General features: G+C 65.0%; 19 protein-coding genes. 13 read left to right on the plus strand and 6 right to left on the minus strand.

All coding sequences use genetic code 11. From position 1 onward, the window contains the following. Positions 1–153 precede the first annotated feature (153 nt). From aroG to glcF, 9 genes are all read left to right on the plus strand, one after another. On the plus strand, positions 154–1,227 hold the full coding sequence (gene aroG / locus ASE30_RS14995; protein ID WP_057285076.1) for a 3-deoxy-7-phosphoheptulonate synthase AroG: 1,074 nt from the start codon (positions 154–156) through the stop codon (positions 1,225–1,227). A 101-nt stretch (positions 1,228–1,328) separates the two neighbouring features. Continuing rightward, entirely contained in the window at positions 1,329–2,738 is a 1,410-nt protein-coding gene (locus ASE30_RS15000) for an FAD-binding oxidoreductase (RefSeq protein WP_057285077.1), read from the plus strand. Positions 2,739–2,997: 259 nt separating this feature from the next. Continuing rightward, positions 2,998–3,960 carry a tripartite tricarboxylate transporter substrate binding protein gene (locus ASE30_RS15005; protein ID WP_235515264.1) on the plus strand — a complete coding sequence of 321 codons (963 nt, stop codon included), beginning with the start codon at positions 2,998–3,000 and terminating at the stop codon, positions 3,958–3,960. Positions 3,961–4,001: 41 nt separating this feature from the next. Next, entirely contained in the window at positions 4,002–4,520 is a 519-nt protein-coding gene (locus tag ASE30_RS15010; RefSeq protein WP_057285079.1) for a 2,4'-dihydroxyacetophenone dioxygenase family protein, read from the plus strand. A 33-nt stretch (positions 4,521–4,553) separates the two neighbouring features. Then, positions 4,554–5,270, plus strand: a complete 717-nt coding sequence (locus ASE30_RS15015) for an SDR family NAD(P)-dependent oxidoreductase (RefSeq protein ID WP_057285080.1) — start codon at positions 4,554–4,556, stop codon at positions 5,268–5,270. Positions 5,271–5,315: 45 nt separating this feature from the next. Continuing rightward, complete coding sequence (locus ASE30_RS15020) at positions 5,316–6,158, plus strand: IclR family transcriptional regulator (protein ID WP_082601584.1); 843 nt, start codon at positions 5,316–5,318, stop codon at positions 6,156–6,158. A 156-nt stretch (positions 6,159–6,314) separates the two neighbouring features. Continuing rightward, a complete protein-coding gene (locus ASE30_RS15025) occupies positions 6,315–7,814 on the plus strand; it encodes an FAD-linked oxidase C-terminal domain-containing protein (protein WP_057285081.1) in 1,500 nt (499 codons plus the stop codon). 12 nt (positions 7,815–7,826) lie between these two features. Next, positions 7,827–8,933 (plus strand): glycolate oxidase subunit GlcE, encoded by a 1,107-nt coding sequence (gene glcE / locus ASE30_RS15030; RefSeq protein ID WP_057285082.1) that lies wholly within the window; start codon positions 7,827–7,829, stop codon positions 8,931–8,933. Positions 8,934–8,939: 6 nt separating this feature from the next. Continuing rightward, positions 8,940–10,178 carry a glycolate oxidase subunit GlcF gene (gene glcF, locus ASE30_RS15035; RefSeq protein ID WP_057285083.1) on the plus strand — a complete coding sequence of 413 codons (1,239 nt, stop codon included), beginning with the start codon at positions 8,940–8,942 and terminating at the stop codon, positions 10,176–10,178. A 16-nt stretch (positions 10,179–10,194) separates the two neighbouring features. Here the strand turns inward: glcF and ASE30_RS15040 are convergent, their stop codons facing one another. The 5 genes from ASE30_RS15040 to ASE30_RS15060 form a co-directional block, all read right to left on the minus strand. Continuing rightward, positions 10,195–11,634: an NAD(P)(+) transhydrogenase (Re/Si-specific) subunit beta gene (locus ASE30_RS15040; RefSeq protein WP_057285084.1), complete on the minus strand. Its 1,440-nt coding sequence runs from the start codon at positions 11,632–11,634 to the stop codon at positions 10,195–10,197. Continuing rightward, positions 11,631–11,948 (minus strand): NAD(P) transhydrogenase subunit alpha, encoded by a 318-nt coding sequence (locus ASE30_RS15045; RefSeq protein ID WP_006388447.1) that lies wholly within the window; start codon positions 11,946–11,948, stop codon positions 11,631–11,633. The genes ASE30_RS15040 and ASE30_RS15045 overlap by 4 nt, the downstream gene beginning before the upstream one ends. Positions 11,949–11,950: 2 nt before the next feature. Further along, the gene (locus ASE30_RS15050; protein ID WP_057285085.1) at positions 11,951–13,069 is read right to left on the minus strand and encodes a Re/Si-specific NAD(P)(+) transhydrogenase subunit alpha; all 1,119 of its coding nucleotides are present in this window, start codon (positions 13,067–13,069) and stop codon (positions 11,951–11,953) included. A gap of 115 nt (positions 13,070–13,184) precedes the next feature. Continuing rightward, on the minus strand, positions 13,185–14,060 hold the full coding sequence (locus tag ASE30_RS15055) for an N-formylglutamate amidohydrolase (RefSeq protein ID WP_057285086.1): 876 nt from the start codon (positions 14,058–14,060) through the stop codon (positions 13,185–13,187). A 67-nt stretch (positions 14,061–14,127) separates the two neighbouring features. Beyond that, complete coding sequence (locus ASE30_RS15060) at positions 14,128–15,117, minus strand: tripartite tricarboxylate transporter substrate binding protein (RefSeq protein ID WP_057285087.1); 990 nt, start codon at positions 15,115–15,117, stop codon at positions 14,128–14,130. A 236-nt stretch (positions 15,118–15,353) separates the two neighbouring features. Between ASE30_RS15060 and ASE30_RS15065 the strand changes: the two genes are divergently transcribed. From ASE30_RS15065 to ASE30_RS15075, 3 genes are all read left to right on the plus strand, one after another. Continuing rightward, a complete protein-coding gene (locus tag ASE30_RS15065; RefSeq protein ID WP_057285088.1) occupies positions 15,354–16,280 on the plus strand; it encodes a LysR substrate-binding domain-containing protein in 927 nt (308 codons plus the stop codon). A gap of 7 nt (positions 16,281–16,287) precedes the next feature. After that, the gene (gene mnmA, locus ASE30_RS15070) at positions 16,288–17,406 is read left to right on the plus strand and encodes a tRNA 2-thiouridine(34) synthase MnmA (RefSeq protein ID WP_057285089.1); all 1,119 of its coding nucleotides are present in this window, start codon (positions 16,288–16,290) and stop codon (positions 17,404–17,406) included. Positions 17,407–17,488: 82 nt separating this feature from the next. After that, complete coding sequence (locus ASE30_RS15075; protein WP_057285090.1) at positions 17,489–18,307, plus strand: sulfite exporter TauE/SafE family protein; 819 nt, start codon at positions 17,489–17,491, stop codon at positions 18,305–18,307. A gap of 79 nt (positions 18,308–18,386) precedes the next feature. Here the strand turns inward: ASE30_RS15075 and ASE30_RS15080 are convergent, their stop codons facing one another. Continuing rightward, the gene (locus ASE30_RS15080) at positions 18,387–18,998 is read right to left on the minus strand and encodes a glutathione S-transferase (protein ID WP_057285091.1); all 612 of its coding nucleotides are present in this window, start codon (positions 18,996–18,998) and stop codon (positions 18,387–18,389) included. A 160-nt stretch (positions 18,999–19,158) separates the two neighbouring features. On the opposite strand from ASE30_RS15080, the gene purB reads away from it, so the two are divergent. Next, positions 19,159–20,535, plus strand: a complete 1,377-nt coding sequence (gene purB, locus ASE30_RS15085) for an adenylosuccinate lyase (RefSeq protein WP_057285092.1) — start codon at positions 19,159–19,161, stop codon at positions 20,533–20,535. The last annotated feature ends 44 nt before the right edge of the window (positions 20,536–20,579 follow it).

Consider the following 20,579-nt stretch of genomic DNA (forward strand, 5'->3'; position numbering starts at 1 on the left):
TATTTTTATGGTTTTCTGAAGCCGCTGGCGGAGGAAGGGACGCGCTCAATCTGAAGTTTGGAAAGAATCCCCCCAAAAAAGCCGCCAGCGAACTGGCGGCTTTTTTTGTGCCGTCGGACCAACCCCCGTGGCGGGCAACCCAGGAGCAGTACCGTGTCGCACAATACCGATGACCTTCGCATTCGAGAAATCAAGGAACTGAACCCGCCCTCGCATGTGATGCGCGAGTTCGCCTGCACCAAAGAGGCGTCCGACACCGTGTTCGCCGCCCGGCAAGGCATGCACCGCATCCTGCACGGCATGGACGACCGCATGATCGTCGTGATCGGGCCGTGCTCCATCCATGACACGCGCGCCGCCGTCGAATACGCCAAGCGCCTCAAGCCCGTTCGCGACCGGCTCAGCGCCGACCTTGAAATCGTGATGCGCGTGTACTTCGAGAAGCCGCGCACCACGGTGGGCTGGAAGGGGCTGATCAACGATCCGGATCTGGACGGCAGCTTCGATATCAACAAGGGCGTGCGCGTGGCCCGCGAACTGCTGCTGGACATCAACAGCCTGGGACTGCCGGCGGGCTGCGAATTCCTGGACATGATTACGCCGCAGTACATCGCGGATCTGGTCTCCTGGGGGGCGATCGGGGCACGCACGACGGAAAGCCAGGTGCATCGCGAACTGGCCTCGGGCCTGTCGTGTCCGGTGGGGTTCAAGAATGGGACGGATGGCAATGTGAAGATCGCGGTGGACGCGATCAAGGCGGCGTCGCAGCCGCACCATTTCCTGTCGGTGACCAAGGGCGGGCATTCCGCCATTGTGTCGACGGCCGGCAACGAGGACTGCCACGTCATCCTGCGCGGCGGCAAAACGCCGAACTACGACGCGGCCAGCGTGGACGCGGCATGCCAGGACGTGTCCAAGGCCGGTCTGGCTCAACGCATCATGGTCGACGCCAGCCACGCCAACAGCAGCAAGAAGCCCGAGAACCAGACGCTGGTCGTCGAGGACGTCGCGCGCCAGATGGAAGCGGGCGATACCCGCCTGGTGGGCGTCATGGTGGAAAGCCACCTGCTGGGCGGCCGCCAGGACATGGTGCCGGGGCAGCCGCTGGTCTATGGGCAAAGCATCACCGACGGCTGCATCGATTGGGATGCGTCGGTGGCCGTGCTGGAGCGCCTGGCCCATGCCGTGCGTGAACGCCGCCGCGTCGCGTTGACCTCCGGCAAGTGACGGCCCGATGCACCGCGAATCGCCTGCCTGGGGCGGTTTGCGGTGCAGCATGCGCGGCGGCGTAGAATATTTGGATTACCGAACCCGAGAACACGCTGATCATGAACGCTCCCTTGCACGCCGAAACGTTGCGCCGCGCGGTGCCGGCCGCCTGTCTGGATGCCTTGCGCGCACGCTTCGGCGACCGCCTGTCCGAGTCCGCCGCCGTGTGCGAACACCACGGCCGCGATGAATCGCCGTATCCGGCCATGCTGCCCGACGCCGTGGTCTTCGCGCACACGACCGACGAAGTGGCGGCGATCGCCAAGATCTGCAATGAGCACCGCGTTCCCTTGATTCCCTACGGCGCGGGCTCGTCGCTGGAAGGCCACATACTTGCGATCCAGGGCGGCATCAGCCTCGACCTGTCGCAGATGAACAAGGTCCTGGCCATCAACGCCGAAGACCTGACCGCCACCGTGCAGGCGGGCGTGCTGCGCAAGCAGCTCAACGAAGAAATCCGAAGCACTGGCCTGTTCTTTCCGATCGATCCGGGCGCCGATGCCAGCCTGGGCGGCATGGCGGCCACGCGGGCCTCCGGCACCAACGCCGTGCGCTATGGCACGATGCGCGAAAACGTCATGTCGCTCACCGTCGTCACGGCGGATGGCCGCATCATCCGCACCGCGGGCCGCGCGCGCAAATCGTCGGCCGGCTATGACCTGACGCGCATCTTCGTGGGCAGCGAAGGCACCCTGGGTATCATCACCGAAGTCACGGTGCGGCTGTATCCGCAGCCCGAGGCCGTGTCGGCCGCGGTCTGCAACTTTCCCACGCTGGACTCGGCGGTCCAGAGCGTGATCGAAATCATCCAGATGGGCGTGCCCATCGCCCGCGTGGAATTCATGGACGCCGCCAGCGTGCGCGCCGTGAACCTGCACAGCAAGCTGACCCTGCGCGAAACCCCCTTGCTGGTGTTTGAGTTTCACGGCAGCCCCGCGGGCGTCCAGGAGCAGGCGGAGACCGTCCAGGCGATCACCGCGGAACATGGCGGCATGGATTTCGAATGGGCCGAACGCCCCGAAGACCGCAGCCGGCTCTGGACGGCGCGCCACAACGCCTACTTCGCGGGCTTGCAATTACGCCCCGGTTGCCGCGCCAGCACCACCGACGTCTGCGTGCCGATCTCGCGACTGGCCGATTGCGTGCGCGACACCGTCGAGGAACTGGACCGGGCGAGCTTCCCCTATACGATCGTGGGACACGTGGGCGATGGCAATTTCCATGTGCTGATGCTGCTGGACGCCGACAGCGCCCAGGAATGGCAGGAGTCGGAAACCATCAACCACAATCTGGTGCGCCGGGCCATCGCGGCGGACGGCACCTGCACGGGCGAACACGGCGTGGGCCTGCACAAGATGCAGTTCATGGCGGAAGAGCACGGCGAGGACGCCCTGGATCTGATGCGCAGCCTGAAGCATGCGTTTGATCCGAACAACATCCTGAACCCGGGCAAGATCGTGGCCTGGTAAACCGCAAGCGGCCGCCGTGCCGCGCGTGTCCAAAGCCGACGGCCTTGCCCGTCGGTTTTTTTTTGCCTACTCCACGTCGCGCGCCGCGTCTTCCTTCCGTAATTGCCAAGTGACAGAGCGGGACAAATCCTTTACTCTGATTTTTCGTAGACAAATGTCCACATTGTGGATATTGCTTGAGTTCGGCCGTCTACCGTCAAAAGCATGGAACGTGTTTCTACAGAAAACCACGTCCTCGACAAAGGAGACAAGGATGTTGATGAGACAACGCTTGATGGTGGCCGGCCTGGCATTCGCCAGCGCGGCGGCCGCGGTGCCGGCGCAGTTGCTGGCGGCGGACAACTACCCTAGCCAGCCGGTGACGCTGGTGGTGCCGTTCCAGCCGGGCGGGGGCACCGACGCCGTGGCGCGCACGTTCGCCAAGGTGTCCGCCCCGTATTTCCCGAAAGGCATGGTGGTGCTCAACAAGTCGGGCGCGGGCGGCGCGGTGGGCTGGAACTACGTGCTGAACAACAAGAACGAAGGCCATACGCTGACCGTGGTCACCGCCGAGTTCGTCATCCTGCCTCTGCTCGGCCTGTTCGACCACACCTACAAGGACTACACGCCGCTGGTGCAACTGAATGCCGATCCGGCCGCGATCGTGGTGCCCGCCAATTCGCCGTACAAGACCATTGAGGACTTCATGGCCTCGGCCAAGAAGTCGCCCGCGGCCCTGAACGTCGGCACCTCGGGCACGGGCTCGATCTACGACGTCGCGCTGAGCGCGTTCGAGGTCAAGTCGGATACCCGGTTCACCCACATTCCCTTTCCCGGGTCGGGCCCCGCCTTGTTGAACCTGCTTGGCGGCCAGCTCGATGCGGTGGCCACCAGCCCGGCGGAAGCGGCCGAGTACGTGCGCGCTGGCAAGATGCGCCTGCTGGTCCTGATGAGCGACAAACGCGTGCCGGATTTCGCGGACGTGCCCACGGCCAGGGAGAAGGGCATCGACGTGGCCTATGGCACCTGGCGCGGTATCGCCGGCCCGAAGGACATGCCGCCCGCCGCGGTCGCCAAGCTCAAGCAGATATTCGAAAAGGTTGCGCAGGATCCGCAACTGATCTCGGCGATCAAGGCGCAGAACCTTGGCTACGTCTACGCCGACGGTGAGGCCTTCGAGAAAAAGATGGCGGCCGAAACCGCCGATTACGCCGAAATCCTGAAGACCCTGAGCATCAAGTAAACCTCTGGCGCCACGCCCCCACCCCACCGAGCAGGACCGCCATGACTCACGAGAACGCCGTGCCCACGCCTTACCGTTACCCCAATCCGAAGGAAGCGCTGCCCGACATCGTGGTGCCGCAAGTGATTCCGGACGACGAACGCGTGTGGGTGCCGCAGGCCGAGAACGTGTGGTTCAGGCCCCTGTGCCTGAACGTGTCCCAAGGATATTGGATGAACCTGCTGCGCGTGCGCAGGTCGGGTGTGCTTAGCTGTCACCGGCATCCGCAGGCGGTGCATGGCTACGTCATCAAGGGGTCGTGGCGCTATCTTGAACATGACTGGATCGCGCGCGAAGGCAGCTATGTCTTCGAGCCGCCGGGCGAAACCCACACGCTGTATGTGCCGGAGGATGTGGAAGAGATGATCACCATGTTCCAGGTCAATGGCGTCATGTACTACTGCGACAGCGAGGGCCGCCATACCGGCTACGAAGATGTATTCACCAAGCTTGAGATGTGCAGGAAGCACTACGAAAGCGTGGGACTGGGCGCGGGCTACGCCGATCAGTTCGTCCGTTGAGCAGACATTCAATCGCTACACCAGGGAGCCGACATGAGTTTTCAAGCAGGGCTGTTCAAGGGCAAGGCCGCGGTAGTGACGGGCGGGACGCAGGGCATGGGGCGGGCAATCGCCGATGCGCTCGCGCGCCTGGGCGCGCGGGTCCACGCCGTCGGACTGGCGGCGGACGAAGCGCCCCCGGCGGGCGTCGAGCTGGCGGAGCTGGACGTCACGCAGGCGGACGCGGTGGCGCGTTTCGCGGCGGGGCTTGACCGCGTCGATATCCTGGTCAACTGCGCCGGCGTCATCTTCCGCCAGGAAGAGTTCAAGCTGCCCGTGTTCGAGCGCGTGCTGGACATCAATCTCACCGGCACCATGCGCGTCTGCGAGGCGTTGCGGCCGCTGCTGGCGCAGTCCAGGGGCTGCATCGTCAATACCGCGTCGATGCTCAGTTTTTTCGGGGGAGGGCTGGTGCCGGCCTACAGCGCCAGCAAGGGCGGGGTGGCGCAGTTGACGAAATCGCTTGCCATCGCCTATGCGGATGCGGAGATCCGCGTGAATGCGGTGGCGCCAGGATGGATTGCCACGAAGCTCACCGAAGCGCTGCAGAACGATCCCGCGCGGTCGTCGCGCATCCTGGAGCGCACGCCGCTCAAGCGGTGGGGCACGCCCGCCGATGTCGCGCAGGCCGTGGTGTTTCTGTGCTCGCCGGCCGCGGCCTTCATGACGGGCGTGGTCATGCCGGTGGATGGCGGCTATATGGTAACTTGACCTTCGCGCCGGCCAGCCGGCACGCATCGTCACGGATACCGGTCAATGAAAGCCACTCGCGGCACAGCAACTACAACGAAGGTCACGCAGCCCAGTCCGGCACACCCCATCAATCCCGTCGCTGGAACCGCGTCGTTTTCCAAGTTCATGCGGGTGCTGGACACCATTGCCCAGGGCGGCGACACGGCGTGGACTATCAACGAACTCAGCCGGAAGCTTGGGTATCCACGGCCGACGGTCTATCGGATCGTCGACGCGCTGGTCGCCGAACAACTCATTGTTCCGAAGCGCAATGACCAGTCGTTCGGGCTGGGCCCGCGCCTGGTCAGTCTGGCAAGCCGCGCGCTTGAAAGCTCCGACATCCGCCAACTCTGCAAGGATCATCTGTTCGACCTGAAGGAACTGACCCAGGAGACCGTCCACCTGGCGGTGCCTGACCGGTCCGAGATGACGTATATCGACAAGCTCGAAAGTCCCAAGGCCGTGCGCATGAACTCGCGGCTGGGCAGCCGCGTCACGATGTATTCCAGCTCGGTGGGCAAGGCCTATCTGGCGCGGCTGGAGCCGGCTGAACGCGATGCGCTGATCTCGACGCTGGATTTCAATGTCTTCACCGACGCGACCTTGCGCACGCCGCAGGCGCTGCGCAAGGAAATCGAACAGATCCGGCGGCAAGGCTTTGCGGAGGACCGCGAAGAGAACGAGAAAGACATCTTCTGCTTCGGCTGCGCCATCACCGACAAGCAAGGCCGTCCCGTGGCCTGCGTCAGCCTGAGCATCCCCGCTTTCCGGATGAGCGCCGACCGGACCGCCAGCTATATCAAGCCGCTGGTCGAGGCTTGCGCGGCGATATCGAAGACCTTGGCGCTGTTGGACTATTCCGGCTGAGCGCAAGCGGCGCCCGAGACTGCTGCATTTCCACGACAGGTGCGCTCGGCTTTTACGGCTGGTTACTTCTGAACCGCCCGGAAAACCCCGTAAAACCGTTGGGTGCGGGTAAATCCCGGCCTGCTTAACGCGGGCGCACGCGCTATTGTTGCGCTCATGAATTCACTGGTCGAAACTGGCCTGGCACAAGTGCAGGCGCCTTATTCGTTGCAGCAGCTCGTCGAGGCATTGTCGGCCGCGTTGCCCGCACACTGCGTGTTGTTCCGCGAAGAGGACACCCGCCCCTACGAGTGCGATGGCCTATCCCTTTACCGCTCCCTTCCCGCGGTCGTCGCGCTGCCTGAGACCGAAGCGCAGGTGCAGGCCGTCATGCGCATCTGCAAACGCCTGAACGCACCCATCGTCGCGCGTGGCGCGGGCACGGGCTTGTCGGGCGGCGCCATGCCGCACAGCCAGGGAGTGCTGCTGGGACTGTCCAAATTCAACCGCATCAAGCATATCGATCTGGCCAGCGCCACCGCCATCGTGGAACCGGGGGTGCGCAACCTGGCGATCTCCGAGGCCGCGTCGCCTTATGGGCTGTACTACGCGCCGGATCCGTCCAGCCAGATCGCCTGCTCCATCGGCGGCAACGTGGCGGAAAATTCCGGTGGCGTGCATTGCCTGAAGTACGGGCTGACGGTGCATAACGTGCTGCGCGTGCGCGTGGTCACGATCGATGGCGATGTGGTCGAACTCGGATCCGAGGCCCCTGATGCTCCCGGCCTGGATCTGTTGTCCGTCTTTATCGGGTCCGAGGGCATGCTGGGCGTGGTCACGGAAGTGACCGTCAAGCTGATTCCGAAGCCGGCCTGCGCGCAGGTCGTCATGGCCAGCTTTTCCAGCGTCGAGGCGGCCGGCAATGCGGTCACGCGGGTCATCGCGGCGGGCATGATTCCCGCTGGCCTCGAAATGATGGACCGCCGCGCGACGCACATGGTCGAGCCCTTCGTCCGCGCGGGCTATGACATGGACGCGCAAGCCATACTGCTATGCGAATCGGACGGCACGCCCGAAGAGGTTGCGCACGAGATCGCGCGCATGGAGGCGGTGTTCCGCGAGGCCGGCGCCACGCGTTGCCAGGTCTCCACATCCGAGGCCGAACGCCTCAAGTTCTGGGCCGGCCGCAAGAATGCGTTTCCGGCCGCCGGGCGCGTATCGCCTGACTATTACTGCATGGACGGCACGATTCCGCGCCGTCACCTGGCGCGCGTGCTGGGCGCCATCGAGCAAATGGAAGATGAATTCGGCCTTCGTTGCGCCAACGTTTTCCATGCGGGCGACGGTAATCTGCACCCGCTGATCCTGTTCGATTCGAATAAGCCTGACGAGGTGGAGCGCGCCGAGAAATTCGGCGCCGCCATTCTCGAGCTGTGCGTGCAAGTAGGAGGGACCGTGACTGGAGAGCACGGTGTGGGAATGGAGAAAATAAATCAAATGTGCGTGCAATTCTCTCGCGAAGAACTCGACGCGTTCCTGGCGGTAAAGCGGGCCTTCGATCCGCCTTGCCTGCTGAATCCTGAAAAGGTCATTCCCACGCTGGCCCGCTGCGCCGAATACGGCAAGATGCATGTCCATGCGGGAGAGTTGCGCTTCCCCGATCTCGCCCGTTTCTAGGACGTATCCCTTATGGATTTTGTCCTGTCGGAATTGTGCGACCAGGTCATGACGGCGCGTGCCGGTCACAAACCCTTGTTTGTGATGGGCGGCGGCAGCAAGGGGTTCTATGGCAACTACCGGCCGGTCAGGCCGCAGGATGGCCACTGCTTGCTGGACATGACTCCTTATCGCGGCATCGTCAGCTACCACCCCTCCGAGCTGGTGGTGACCGTGCGCGCGGGAACGCCGCTGGCCGAGCTTGAAGCCGCTCTTGCCGAACACGGCCAGATGCTGGCTTTCGAGCCGCCGCATTTCGCGGAGTCCGCCACCATAGGCGGCTGCGTGGCCGCGGGCCTTTCGGGACCGCGCCGCATGAGCGCGGGCGCTCTGAAGGACTTCGTGCTGGGCGCGCAGTTACTGGATTCCGAAGGACGCATCCTGTCTTTCGGCGGAGAGGTCATGAAGAACGTGGCGGGGTATGACGTGTCGCGCTTGCTGGCGGGATCGCACGGCATCTTCGGCGCCATTCTCGAAGTGTCGCTCAAGGTCGTGCCCCGGCCGATGGAGGAGCTGACGCTTGCCATGCCCGCCACGCAAGCCCAGGCGCTGGCCAACTTCGCCCTCTGGCGGGGCAAGCCCTTGCCTATCTCCGCCACCAGTTGGACCAGCACCGACGAGCGCGGCGAAGGGCTGACTACCGTACGGCTGTCGGGCGCTCCGCCCGCCCTTGCCAGCGCCCGCCAGGTGATCGGCGGCGATCCGCTGACGCCGGACGTGGCCGAGGCGTGGTGGCGTTCGCTGCGGGAACAGACTCATGCATTCTTTGCGCAGGACCAGCCCTTGTGGCGACTGGCCCTGCCGCCCACGGCCGCCGCGCTGGGACTGGGGCCGACCTTGCTGGAATGGGGCGGAGGCCAGCGCTGGCTGTCCGGGCCTCGCGACGCAGCCGAGCTGCGTGAGATCTCGGCTCGGCTGGGAGGCCACGCGACGCTGTTCCGGGCCGCCCACACGAAGCCGCCCGCCGATGGCGTATTTCATCCGCTGGCGCCCGGCGTCGGCTCGATCACGCGCCGGCTCAAGCAAGAGCTCGATCCGGCCGGCTTGTTCAATCCCGGCCGCCTGGTCCTGGAGCTATAGCGCATCATGCAAACCAATCTGGCCTCCTGGGCAAGCGACACCGATCTGGGCAAAGAGGCCGACGCCATTCTGCGCCGTTGCGTGCATTGCGGGTTCTGCACGGCCACCTGTCCGACCTATCAGGTCCTGGGCGATGAGCTGGACAGTCCGCGGGGGCGCATCTACCTGATCAAGCAGGTGCTCGAAGGCAAGGAGCCGACACAGTCCACGCAGCAGCACCTGGATCGCTGCCTGACCTGCCGCAATTGCGAAACCACTTGCCCATCCGGCGTCGAATACGGACACCTGGTGGATATCGGCCGCAAGATCGTCGACGAGCGCGTGCGCCGATCCTGGGCGGACAAGACCAAGCGTGCCTTGCTGCGGCGGGCGATGCTGTCGCCCATGTTCGCGCCCGCCATGCGATTTGGGCAGGCGATGCGGGGCCTGCTGCCGGAAGCGCTGAAGCGCAAGGTTCCCGAGCGCCGCGACGCGGGCGTGCTGCCGCCAATCGCCGGTCATGACCGTCAGGTCCTGATGCTGGCCGGATGCGTGCAGCCGGCGATGATGCCTACCATCGACGCCGCCACGATCCGGGTGCTGGACGCCGTCGGCATCGGGGCGCGCATCGCGCCAGGCGCTGGCTGCTGCGGCGCCGTCAGTTTCCATCTGGACGCGCAGGACGAGGCCGTGGCGCAGATGCGCGCCAATGTCGACGCCTGGTGGCCGCTGGTGCAGGACGGCAAGGTCGAGGCCATCGTCATGAACGCATCGGGCTGCGGCGCGATGGTCAAAGAGTACGCGCACCACCTGCGTCACGATCCGGCCTATGCACAAAAGGCCGCGGACATCGTGGCGCTGGTCAGGGATGTGGCCGAGATCGTGGCGCCGCATGCCGACCGGCTGCGCGCGCGCTTGCCGGCAGGCACGCGGGCGGCATTTCATCCGCCTTGCACCCTGCAGCATTGGCAGGGGCTGCGGCCCTTGTCGGAACAACTGCTGGCGGACCTGGGCTTCGAACTGCAGCCTTTCGCGGACAAGCATTTGTGCTGCGGATCGGCGGGCGCCTATTCGGTGCTGAATCCGGACATCGCGCTTGAGCTCCGGGACCGCAAGCTGGCCGCCATCGCCACGGGGAGTCCCGATGTGATCCTGTCGGCCAACATAGGCTGCATCGGCCACCTGCAAAGCGGCACCGATACACCGGTGCGTCATTGGGTTGAAGTGGTGGACGAGCAGTTGCGCAAGGCGCCCGCGGCCGAATAGCCGCGGGCCTTTGCCGTCATTCCACGGCTTTCACCATGTCTTCAAGCACCTTCTTGGCGTCGCCGAAGACCATCATCGTGCGATCCATGTAGAACAGCTCGTTGTCCAGCCCGGCATAGCCCGAGGCCATCGAACGCTTGTTCACGATCACGGTGCGCGCCTTGTAGGCTTCCAGGATGGGCATGCCGGCGATTGGCGACTGCGGGTCGTTCTTGGCGGCGGGGTTGACCACGTCGTTCGCGCCCAGCACCAGCACGACATCGGTCTGCGCGAACTCGCTGTTGATGTCTTCCATTTCGAAGACCTGGTCGTAGGGCACTTCGGCCTCGGCCAGCAGCACGTTCATGTGGCCGGGCATGCGGCCGGCGACCGGATGGATCGCATACTTGACCGTCACGCCGCGCGCGGTGAGCTTTTCAGCGAGTTCCTTCAACGCGTGCTGAGCGCGCGCCACCGCCAGGCCGTAGCCGGGCACGATGGTCACGCTCTCGGCGTTGGTCATGAGGAATGCCGCGTCGTCGGGGCTGCCCGACTTGACGCTGCGCTGCTGGCCGTCGCCTGCCGCCGCGCCGCCTCCGGCCTGGCCGCCAAAGCCGCCCAGGATCACGTTGAAGAACGACCGGTTCATCGCCTTGCACATGATGTAGGACAGGATGGCGCCGGACGAACCCACCAGCGAGCCCGCGATGATCAGCATCGGGTTGTTCAGCGAAAAGCCGATGCCCGCAGCCGCCCAGCCGGAATAGCTGTTCAGCATCGACACCACGACCGGCATGTCCGCGCCGCCGATCGGGATGATGATCAGCACGCCCAGCACGAAGGCGATGATGGTCATGATGACGAAGGGCGTCCATTCCTGAGTAAGCATGAACCAGACGCCGCAAGCCAGCATCAGCAACGCCAGCGCCAGGTTCAGCATGTGCTGGCCGGGGAATGCGACGGGCGCGCCCTGGAACAGCCGGAACTTGTATTTGCCCGACAGCTTGCCGAAGGCGATGACGGAGCCCGAGAACGTGATGGCGCCCACGAAGGTGCCGATGAACAGCTCGAAGCGGTTGCCGACGGGAATGGGAACGCCGATGGGAACGATGCCGAAGGCATGCGGCTCGGCTACGACGGCCACCGCGATGGCCACTGCAGCAAGACCTATCATGCTGTGCATGAACGCGACGAGTTCGGGCATCTTCGTCATTTCCACCCGCTTGGCCATCAGCGTGCCGATGGAGCCGCCCACCAGCAGGCCCAGCAGCACCCAGCCCAGGCCGATCGTGGCGGTGCCGCTGCGCGCCAGGCCGATGATGAGCGCGGCCGTGGTCAGCACGGCAATCGCCATGCCGGCCATGCCGAAGGCATTGCCCAGGCGCGAGGTCGTGGGATGGGACAGTCCCTTGAGCGCCTGAATGAAGCAGACCGAGGCGATCAGGTACAGCAGGGTGACCAGGTTCAGCGAGATCATTTCGCTTCCTCCTTGGCCGGCTTCCTGTCCTTTTTCTTGAACATCTCGAGCATGCGCCGCGTGACGAGAAAGCCGCCGAACACGTTCACCGCGGCCAGCGCCACGGCGAACACGCCCATGCCGCGCGCGAGTCCGCCTTCGGTCAGCGCGGCCGCCAGCATGGCGCCCACGATGATGATGGCGGAGATGGCGTTGGTCACCGCCATCAGCGGCGTGTGCAGCGCGGGCGTGACGTTCCACACCACGTGATAGCCGACATAGATGGCCAGCACGAAGATGATGAGGTTCATCAGGGTGGGGTTGATCGCTTCCATGTTCAGGTCCTCCGCGTCACGGTGCCGCCTTCGCACATCAGGCAGGCGGCCACGATTTCGTCGTCGCGCTGGATCGCCAGCGCGCCGTCCGCATCGATGATGAGTTTCAGGAAATCCAGGATGTTGCGGGCGTAGAGCGCCGAGGCATCGGTGGCGACCAGGCCAGGCAGGTTGGTCAGCCCGATGATCGTCACGCCGTGCTTGTCCACGATGCAGCCTTTCTCGGACAGCGGGCAGTTGCCCCCGCGTTCGACGGCAAGGTCCACCAGCACCGAGCCGGGCTTCATGGCCGCGACGGTTTCCGCGGAAACCAGCGTGGGGGCGGGCCGGCCGGGAATCAGCGCGGTCGCGATGACGATGTCGGCCTGCTTGCAGCGTTCCGATACCAGCGCGGCCTGACGGGCCATCCATGCGGGCGGCATGGGCCGGGCGTAGCCGCCGGTGCCTTGCGCGATCTCGCGCTCTTCATCGGTTTCGAAGGGCACGTCGATGAACTTGGCGCCCAGTGATTCGACCTGTTCGCGAGCCGCGGGACGCACGTCGGAGGCCTCGACCACCGCGCCCAGTCGCTTGGCCGTGGCGATGGCCTGCAGGCCGGCCACGCCGGTGCCAAGCACCACGGCGCGCGCAGCTTTCAAGGTGCCGGCGGCGGTCATCATCATGGGAATGAGCCGGCCATAGTGATGGGCGGCCAACAGCACGGCCTTGTAGCCCGCCAGGTTGGCCTGCGACGACAGCACGTCCAGGCTCTGGGCCCGGGTGATGCGGGGAGCGGCCTCTAGTGCGAATCCGACCAGTCCTGCGGCGGCCATCTGCGCGAGGCCTTCGGCATCGAAGGGATCGAGCATGCCGACGACCACGGCGCCTGGCTTCATGTGCGGCAATTCAGCGGAGTCGGGCGCGCGAACCTTCATGACCAGTTCGGCGCCCAGGGCATCCTGGGCGGAACCGAGCGTGGCACCCGCTGCTTCATAGGCGTCATCAAGATAGCGGGCCGCGCTGCCTGCTCCGCGCTCCACGACGACGGTGTGCTTGCCGCCTACATACTTCTTGACGGTCTCTGGTGTTGCTGCGACACGGGTTTCCCCGTCTCGGGTTTCTTTTGGTATCCCGATGTGCATCGACGCCTCTCCTAGAAGGTTCGCCGTAGTTATACACGGGATAACAAAAAAAAACCCCATGGCGAACCATGGGGTCGGGTTTTGCAACCCGGCACCAGCGCGCAAACGTCCGGCGTCAGGCCGTTTGCGCGCGAGTCCAGAGGATCAGCGCGGCGGTGAGTTCGCGCAGATCGGCCTTCAGGCGGCCATAGTTTTCGGTTGGACGCAGCGTGACTTCGTCCATGTAGAGCTTGCGGTTGATCTCGATCTGCAGGCTGTGGCGGCCTTCGTCGGGGCGGCCGAAGGCGCGCACCAGCTCCACGCCCTTGTAGGGATCGTTGACGGTGACGTCGTAGCCTCGCTCGCGCAGCCAGGCGGCGATGAATTCGCGGAAGGCCGGATCGCTGGTGCTGCCGTCGCGGTCTCCCAGCACGAAGTCGGGGTGGACCAGGCCGGGGCGGTCGGTGGCGAAGGCGCCGGCAACGCTGGGCATGGAATGGCAGTTGATGTGCCATACCTTGCCGAACTTCTGATGGGCGTTGTCCAGCACCTGGCCGAGCGCGGCGTGATAGGGCTTCCAGCAGGCGTCGATGCGGTGGCGGACTTCAGCGACCGTCAGCTTGCGGTTGTACAGCGGCGTGCCGTCATCGAGCATGCGCCAGATCAGGCCCTTGCCCAGCTTGACCTTGGGCGACGCGTTGATGGCGTCGGGCCAGGCTTGGTCCAGCAGCAGTTCGTCGATCTCGTCGGGCGCGCGGTTGGCGTCGATGTAGGCGCGCGGAAAGGCGGCGGCGATCATCGGCACGCCCATGTCCATGGCGTCGCCCCACAGGTCGTCAACCCAGGTGTCCTCGGCAGTGCGCAACGCGCCAAAGTCCACCGCGGCCGCGAAATCGGGAGGGTAGGCGGTGCCGCTGTGCGGAGAGTCCAGCACGAGCGGAGCCGAGGATTCCGAATTCGGATATTGCTGCGGAAGGTCGAGCCGATAAGACAGGGGTTGGGTAATTCGCATATAGGGTTACTGCGTTCGTGAATCGGAGGTCCTCGCGCGCGTTCGGCGCGCGAGGACCGAAGACCGCTTAGTCGATCTTCACGTTGGCTTCTTTGGCGATGCGCTTGTTCTTGGCGATTTCAGCCGCGATCTGCGCGCCGAATTCGGCCGAGGTGTTGGCGGCCGGCGCGGCGCCCAGGGCTTCCAGGCGCGTCTTGACGTCGGCTTCGGCGCTGACCTTCTGCACGGCGGCGTTCAGCTTGGCCAGGACGGGCGCGGGCAGCTTGGCGGGCGCGACCAGGCCGAACCAGGACGCGTCGTTCACGGCCGGCAGGCCGGCTTCGGCGAACGTGGGAACGTTGGGCAGCGCTGCCACGCGCTGGGGCGCGGCGACGGCCATGGCGATGAGGCGGCCGGACTGGACATGCGGCAGCGTCGAGGGCAGGTTGTCATACATGACGTCGACCTGGCCGGCCAGCGCGTCGTTCAGCGCCGGGCCCACGCCACGGTAAGGCACGTGCATCAGGTCGGTGCCCGACGCCATCTTGAACAGTTCGCCCATCATGTGCGAGACCGAACCGTTGCCGGCCGACGCGTACGTCAGCTTGCCCGGCTCGCTCTTGGCCAGCTTGATGAAGTCGGCGATGTTCTTGGCGTTGACCTTCGGGTTGATGGTCATGATGTTGGGGACGGCGGCCAGGTTGGAGATGGGCGTGAAGTCCTTCTCGCCATCGAACGGCAGGTTCGGATAGATGGCCGGGTTGATGCCGTGCGTGCTGACGGTGGCGATACCGAGGGTGTAGCCGTCCGGCGCGCTGCTGGCGACGAATGCGCTGCCGATCGAGCCGCCGGCGCCGCCGCGGTTTTCCACCACGACGGTCTGGCCCAGTTCCTTGCTCAGCTTGTCCGCGAACAGGCGGCCGACGATGTCGGTGGTGCCGCCGGGCGGGAAGGGAACGATCAGGCGGATGGGCTTGCTCGGAAACGCGTCTTCAGCGTGCGCGATACCCGAGGTCAGCGGCGTGGCCAGGGTCGCGACGGCGACACACAGGCCCAGAACTACATTACGGCGTTGCATGGATTCCCCTAATAAATTGGAAAGCGGATGCGCAAAGGCAGACGCAAACGCAACGATTCTTTCCTGGCGGCCCTGTTTGCGCAAACGAAAGTTTCTCCGTAAGCTATGACTTTTTTTCATACCTCTTTTTGGCCGGGCTGGATTTCCCGTTACTTTTGTGTAACTTCTTCGGTGCGCCCGCGCCAGTACCGAGCCCATTGCGGCAGGGAGCCCCACGGCGAGCGTGGGGACATTAGATGCGGCGTTTCTGTCCCTCTTTAACGGATCTTCAGGCGTTTGAAGTGGCTGCCCGGCACAGCAGCTTTACTCGCGCCGCCCAGGAACTTTGCGTGACACAGGGGGCGGTCAGTAAACAGGTGAAACATTTGGAGGAGTTCGTTGGCGTCGAACTATTCCTGCGAATCAGGCAAGGGCTGGTTCTGACCGAGGCTGGCCGCGGCTATCTGACCAAGATCCAGGCCGGCCTGGGGCAGATCGAGGCCGCCACCGTCGAACTGATCGCGCACCAGGGGCAGGGCGGCACGCTCAACCTGACCTGTATGCCGACCTTCGGCGCGCGTTGGCTGATCCCGCGCCTGACCGCCTTCATGCGCCTTCGGCCCGATATCCATGTGGAGTTCCTGCCGCACCGCCAGGGCTATGACTTTTCCACGCCCGAGCTCGACGCCGCGGTGCGTTTTGGCGAAGGCCTCTGGCCCGGCAGCGGCGCGGACTATATCGTCGGCCGCGAGATCCTGCCTGTGTGCAGCCCGCGCCTGATCCCGGGCGGTTGCGCCTCGCCGGAAGCGCTGCTGGCCTATCCGCTGCTGCACCACACTTCGGCCCTGGACGGCTGGCGCGACTGGTTCGAGCAGGCCGGCTGCGACACCCGGCGCAGTCTGGAAGGCGCCCGCTTCGACCAGTACGCGCTGCTGTCGCAGGCCGCGGCGGCGGGCTTTGGCGTGGCCTTGATTCCCCGCTGCCTGATCGAAGACGAGTTGCGCGACGGCAAGCTGGCCATCGCCATTCAACTGCCCATCCGCGCGCGCATGGGCTATTACCTGTGCTATCCAGAGCAAAAGGCCAACCTTCCCACCTTGCAGGCCTTCCGGGCCTGGCTGATGGAGGTGTCGCGGGCCGCGGAGCCGCGGCCGCGGGAAGATGCCTCGTCCGATCTAAAATAGTCCCATCATGAGTCAAATTTCCACCAAGAAAGGCCGCGTTGTCGTCGGCATGTCCGGCGGGGTCGATTCTTCGGTCACCGCCTGGTTGCTCAAACAGCAGGGCTACGAGGTCGTCGGCCTGTTCATGAAGAACTGGGAAGACGACGACGATTCCGAATACTGCTCCACCCGCCAGGATCTGCTGGACGCGGCCAGCGTGGCCGATCTGGTCGGCGTGGAGTTCGAATTCGTCAACTTCGCCTCCGAATACAAGGACCGCGTGTTCGCGGACTTCCTGCGCGAGTACTCCGCGGGCCGCACGCCCAATCCGGATGTGCTGTGCAATGCCGAGATCAAGTTCAAGGCGTTTCTCGACCACGCCATGTCGCTGGGCGCCGAACACATCGCGACCGGCCACTACGCGCGCGTGCGTGAAGTGCCGGGCGATGGCGGCGCCACGCAGTTCCAACTGCTCAAGGCGCTGGATGCCTCCAAGGATCAAAGCTACTTCCTGCATCGCCTGAACCAGGCGCAACTGTCGCGCACCCTGTTCCCGCTCGGCGAGATCCACAAGACCGAGGTTCGGCGCATCGCGCACGAGATTGGGCTGCACAACGCCGCCAAGAAGGATTCCACGGGGATCTGCTTCATCGGCGAGCGGCCATTCCGTGAATTCCTGAACCGCTACCTGCCGACCGAGCCGGGTCCGATCATGACCCCCGAAGGACAGAAGGTCGGCCGCCACGAAGGGCTGTCGTTCTACACGCTGGGCCAGCGCAAGGGGCTGGGCGTGGGCGGCGTGAAGGGCCGGCAGCGCGAAGACGGCACGGCCGAGGCCTGGTACGTGGCGCGCAAGGACCTGGAACGCAACATCCTTTACGTGGTGCAGGGGCATGACCATCCGTGGCTGCTGTCGGGCAGCCTGCGGGCGCAGGATGCAAGCTGGGTCGCGGGCCATCCGCCGGTTGCCGGCGGGTACGGCGCCAAGACGCGCTATCGCCAGGCCGATGCGGCATGCCGCCTGGCCGATGCCGCGGATGGCGCGTTCACGCTCGATTTCACAGAACAGCAATGGGCGGTGACGCCAGGCCAGTCGGCCGTGCTATACGATGGCGAGGTTTGCCTGGGCGGCGGCATCATCCTGTAGGCGATGCCTTGTTGCCCTTACTCAAGGCCCCCCGGTGCAATACCCGAGGGGCCTTGTTCATGACAATAAAGAGGAGACGGTTGTGGATGTGACGATGGTGATTTGCCTGCTGGTGCTGGGGGCCGTGGTGGGGTTTGCCGCGGGCCTGCTGGGCATAGGGGGAGGAATGCTGCTGGTGCCTTTTCTGACAATGCTGTTCGCCTGGCAGGGCATGCCGCCCGAACTGGTCGTGCATACCGCGATCGCGACATCGATGACCTCGATCCTGTTCACCTCGATATCCAGCGTGCGCGCCCACCAGCAGCGCGGCACGATCAAGTGGGGCATCGTGTGGGCCATGGCGCCGGGCATCATTATCGGCGGGCTGGTGTCGGGCGGGGCGGTCTTCGCCGCGCTCAGCACCCTGTGGCTGTCGCTGTTCTTCGCGCTCTTCGTGGGCTATTCCGGCTGGAGCATGCTGCGCAACAAGAAGCCCAAGCCCACCCGCCAGATGCCGGGCATCGCGGGCACCAGCGCGGCGGGGGCCGGCATCGGCTTTCTCTCGGGGCTGGTGGGGGCGGGCGGCGGTTTCCTGTCCGTGCCCTTCATGGTCTGGTGCAACGTGGCCCTGCATAACGCCGTATCCACCTCGGCCGCGCTGGGCTTTCCCATTGCGCTGGCCAATAGCGTGGGCTACGTGGTGTCGGGCTTGAACGAGAGCGTGTCGCGTCCGGGAATGCTGGGCTACATCTATTGGCCGGCGCTGGTGGCGCTGGTATGCACCAGCGTGCTGACGGCTCCGCTGGGCGCGCGCATGGCGCACCGCTTGCCGGTGCAGACCCTGAAGCGCGTTTTCGCCTGCCTGCTGTTCGCCTTGGCCGCGTACATGCTGTTCAAGGCGTGGCAGACCTTTTCGGCCTGAGCGGAAGGCGGGGAAGGGGCCGGCCGCGGGAAGCGGCCGGGAGCAGGCGCCCCGTAACGCCGGGCGCCTGCCAGGACCGTCAGGCGGTCTTGGGGATGGTGTCGATGAACGATTGCCGTTGGGACAGCTTTTCGTACAGGCGGGCCAGGTTGGGCTGGCCGGTGCGCCAGTCCAGAGAGGCGAAGCGCAGGTCCAGGTAGCCCAGCGCGCAGCCGACGGCGATGTCGGCCAGGCTGTAGTTGATGCCCATGCAGTGGGCGTTGTCGCCCAGGCTCTTGTTCATGGCATCGAGGCTGGCGTGGATCTTGCCGAACTGGCGTTCGATCCACTCGGGGCTGCGTTGGGCCTCGGGGCGCTGGGTTTCCTTGACGATGGTCACGCAAGCGTCCAGGAGGCCATCGGCGATGGCTTCCCAGCATTTGACGGCCGCGCGGTCACGCCCCGGCTGAGGAATCAGACGGGCGACAGGAGACAAGGTGTCCAGGTATTCGACGATGACGCGCGAATCAAACAGGGCGCCGCCATCTTCCATGACCAGGCAGGGCACCTTGCCCAGCGGATTGTACGTTTGGATCTGCGTGTCGGCGGACCAGACGTTTTCGAGTTCAAGCCGGTAATCCAGCTTTTTCTCGGCCATGACGATACGCACTTTGCGCACGTAGGGACTGGTAAGCGAGCCGATCAGTTTCATGGAGTCACAAGCGGAGTCGGAAAGCGGCCGAAGTATAGCAGGCCGCACGACGTCGAATCGTCCGCTGGCCGGAATCTTCGCCAGTTTGCCACAATGTTGCGCGTCCTCGGATGATAAAATCGTCGGGTTTTCCCATCCGTAGCTTTTTCTTTCCCAGACCATGCAAATCGCCGATCAATTGAGCCAACTTAATGCCCTTTCGCCATTGGATGGCCGGTACGCTTCCCGGGGCGACGCGCTGCGCGGTCTGCTCTCCGAGGCCGGCTTCATGGCGCACCGTGTCGAAGTCGAGGTGGCCTGGCTGGTTGCCCTGTCCGATGCCGGCCTGCCGGAACTGCCCGCGTTCTCCGAGGGCGCCCGTGCCCGCCTGCGTCAGCTCGTCGAGAATTTCTCCGAAGCAGACGCCGGCCGCATCAAGGACATCGAACGCGTCACGAACCATGACGTCAAGGCCGTCGAATACTGGCTGAAGGAAAAAGTCGCCGATGACGCCGAACTGGCTCGCGCCGCCGAGTTCATCCACTTCGCCTGCACCTCCGAGGACATCAACAACACCTCGCACGCGCTGATGCTTTCGCGCGCCCGCGATCAGGTCGTGGTGCCGCGCCTGCAGGAGGTCGCCGCCAAGTTGAATGAATTGGCCGTGGCCCAGGCCGACCAGCCCATGCTGTCCCGCACGCACGGCCAGCCCGCCAGCCCGACGACGCTGGGCAAGGAATTCGCCAACGTGGCCGCGCGCCTGAACCGCGCCATTGCCGCCGTCGAGGCGGTCCAGCCTCTGGCCAAGCTCAACGGCGCGACCGGCAACTACAACGCCCACCTGTCCGCCTATCCCGAGATCGACTGGCCCGCCTTCAGCCAGCGCGTGCTGGCCGGCCTGGGCCTGACCCAGAACCGCCACACCATCCAGATCGAGCCGCACGACTGGATGTCGGCCCTGTTCGACGCGATCACGCGCGCGAACATCATCGTGCTGGACCTGGACCGCGATATCTGGGGCTACGTGGCGCTGGGCTATTTCAAGCAGCGCCTGAAGGAAGGGGAGGTCGGTTCTTCGACCATGCCGCACAAGGTCAACCCGATCGACTTCGAAAACTCCGAAGGCAATCTTGGGCTGGCCAATGCCGTACTGCGCCATCTGGCCGACAAGCTGCCGGTCTCCCGCTGGCAGCGCGACCTGACCGACTCCACGGTCCTGCGCAACCTGGGGGTGGGCCTGGGCTATTGCCTGGTCGCCTGGGATGCCTGCATGCGCGGCCTGGGCAAGCTCGAAGTGAACGTGGCCACCATCGACGCCGACATCGATGCGTGCTGGGAAGTGCTGGCCGAGCCCGTGCAAACCGTCATGCGCCGCTATGGCCTGCCGCAACCGTACGAACAACTCAAAGCCTTGACGCGCGGCAAGGGCATTACCGAAGAGGCTCTGCGAGAATTCATCCAGGGCCTGGCGCTGCCCGAAGAGCCGAAGGCCCGCCTGTTGGCGATGACCCCGCGCTCCTATATCGGGCTGGCTGCCGAGCTGGCCCGGGCGGTATAGTCGCCCTGCCGCGCGCGCCACGCGCGCGGCGTTCACGTTGTACC

This window comes from Achromobacter sp. Root83 (assembly GCF_001428845.1).
Classification (GTDB): domain Bacteria; phylum Pseudomonadota; class Gammaproteobacteria; order Burkholderiales; family Burkholderiaceae_B; genus Achromobacter.

What these genes read in the sequence shown, in the direction of transcription:
- ASE30_RS15000 (WP_057285077.1), top strand. Translation starts at nt 1,329, where the DNA reads ATGAACGCTCCCTTGCACGCCGAAACGTTGCGCCGCGCGGTGCCGGCC.
- ASE30_RS15005 (WP_235515264.1), top strand. Translation starts at nt 2,998, where the DNA reads ATGAGACAACGCTTGATGGTGGCCGGCCTGGCATTCGCCAGCGCGGCG.
- ASE30_RS15010 (WP_057285079.1), top strand. Translation starts at nt 4,002, where the DNA reads ATGACTCACGAGAACGCCGTGCCCACGCCTTACCGTTACCCCAATCCG.
- ASE30_RS15015 (WP_057285080.1), top strand. Translation starts at nt 4,554, where the DNA reads ATGAGTTTTCAAGCAGGGCTGTTCAAGGGCAAGGCCGCGGTAGTGACG.
- ASE30_RS15020 (WP_082601584.1), top strand. Translation starts at nt 5,316, where the DNA reads ATGAAAGCCACTCGCGGCACAGCAACTACAACGAAGGTCACGCAGCCC.
- ASE30_RS15025 (WP_057285081.1), top strand. Translation starts at nt 6,315, where the DNA reads ATGAATTCACTGGTCGAAACTGGCCTGGCACAAGTGCAGGCGCCTTAT.
- glcE (WP_057285082.1), top strand. Translation starts at nt 7,827, where the DNA reads ATGGATTTTGTCCTGTCGGAATTGTGCGACCAGGTCATGACGGCGCGT.
- glcF (WP_057285083.1), top strand. Translation starts at nt 8,940, where the DNA reads ATGCAAACCAATCTGGCCTCCTGGGCAAGCGACACCGATCTGGGCAAA.
- ASE30_RS15040 (WP_057285084.1), bottom strand. Translation starts at nt 11,634, where the DNA reads ATGATCTCGCTGAACCTGGTCACCCTGCTGTACCTGATCGCCTCGGTC.
- ASE30_RS15045 (WP_006388447.1), bottom strand. Translation starts at nt 11,948, where the DNA reads ATGGAAGCGATCAACCCCACCCTGATGAACCTCATCATCTTCGTGCTG.
- ASE30_RS15050 (WP_057285085.1), bottom strand. Translation starts at nt 13,069, where the DNA reads ATGCACATCGGGATACCAAAAGAAACCCGAGACGGGGAAACCCGTGTC.
- ASE30_RS15055 (WP_057285086.1), bottom strand. Translation starts at nt 14,060, where the DNA reads ATGCGAATTACCCAACCCCTGTCTTATCGGCTCGACCTTCCGCAGCAA.
- ASE30_RS15060 (WP_057285087.1), bottom strand. Translation starts at nt 15,117, where the DNA reads ATGCAACGCCGTAATGTAGTTCTGGGCCTGTGTGTCGCCGTCGCGACC.
- ASE30_RS15065 (WP_057285088.1), top strand. Translation starts at nt 15,354, where the DNA reads ATGCGGCGTTTCTGTCCCTCTTTAACGGATCTTCAGGCGTTTGAAGTG.
- mnmA (WP_057285089.1), top strand. Translation starts at nt 16,288, where the DNA reads ATGAGTCAAATTTCCACCAAGAAAGGCCGCGTTGTCGTCGGCATGTCC.
- ASE30_RS15080 (WP_057285091.1), bottom strand. Translation starts at nt 18,998, where the DNA reads ATGAAACTGATCGGCTCGCTTACCAGTCCCTACGTGCGCAAAGTGCGT.
- purB (WP_057285092.1), top strand. Translation starts at nt 19,159, where the DNA reads ATGCAAATCGCCGATCAATTGAGCCAACTTAATGCCCTTTCGCCATTG.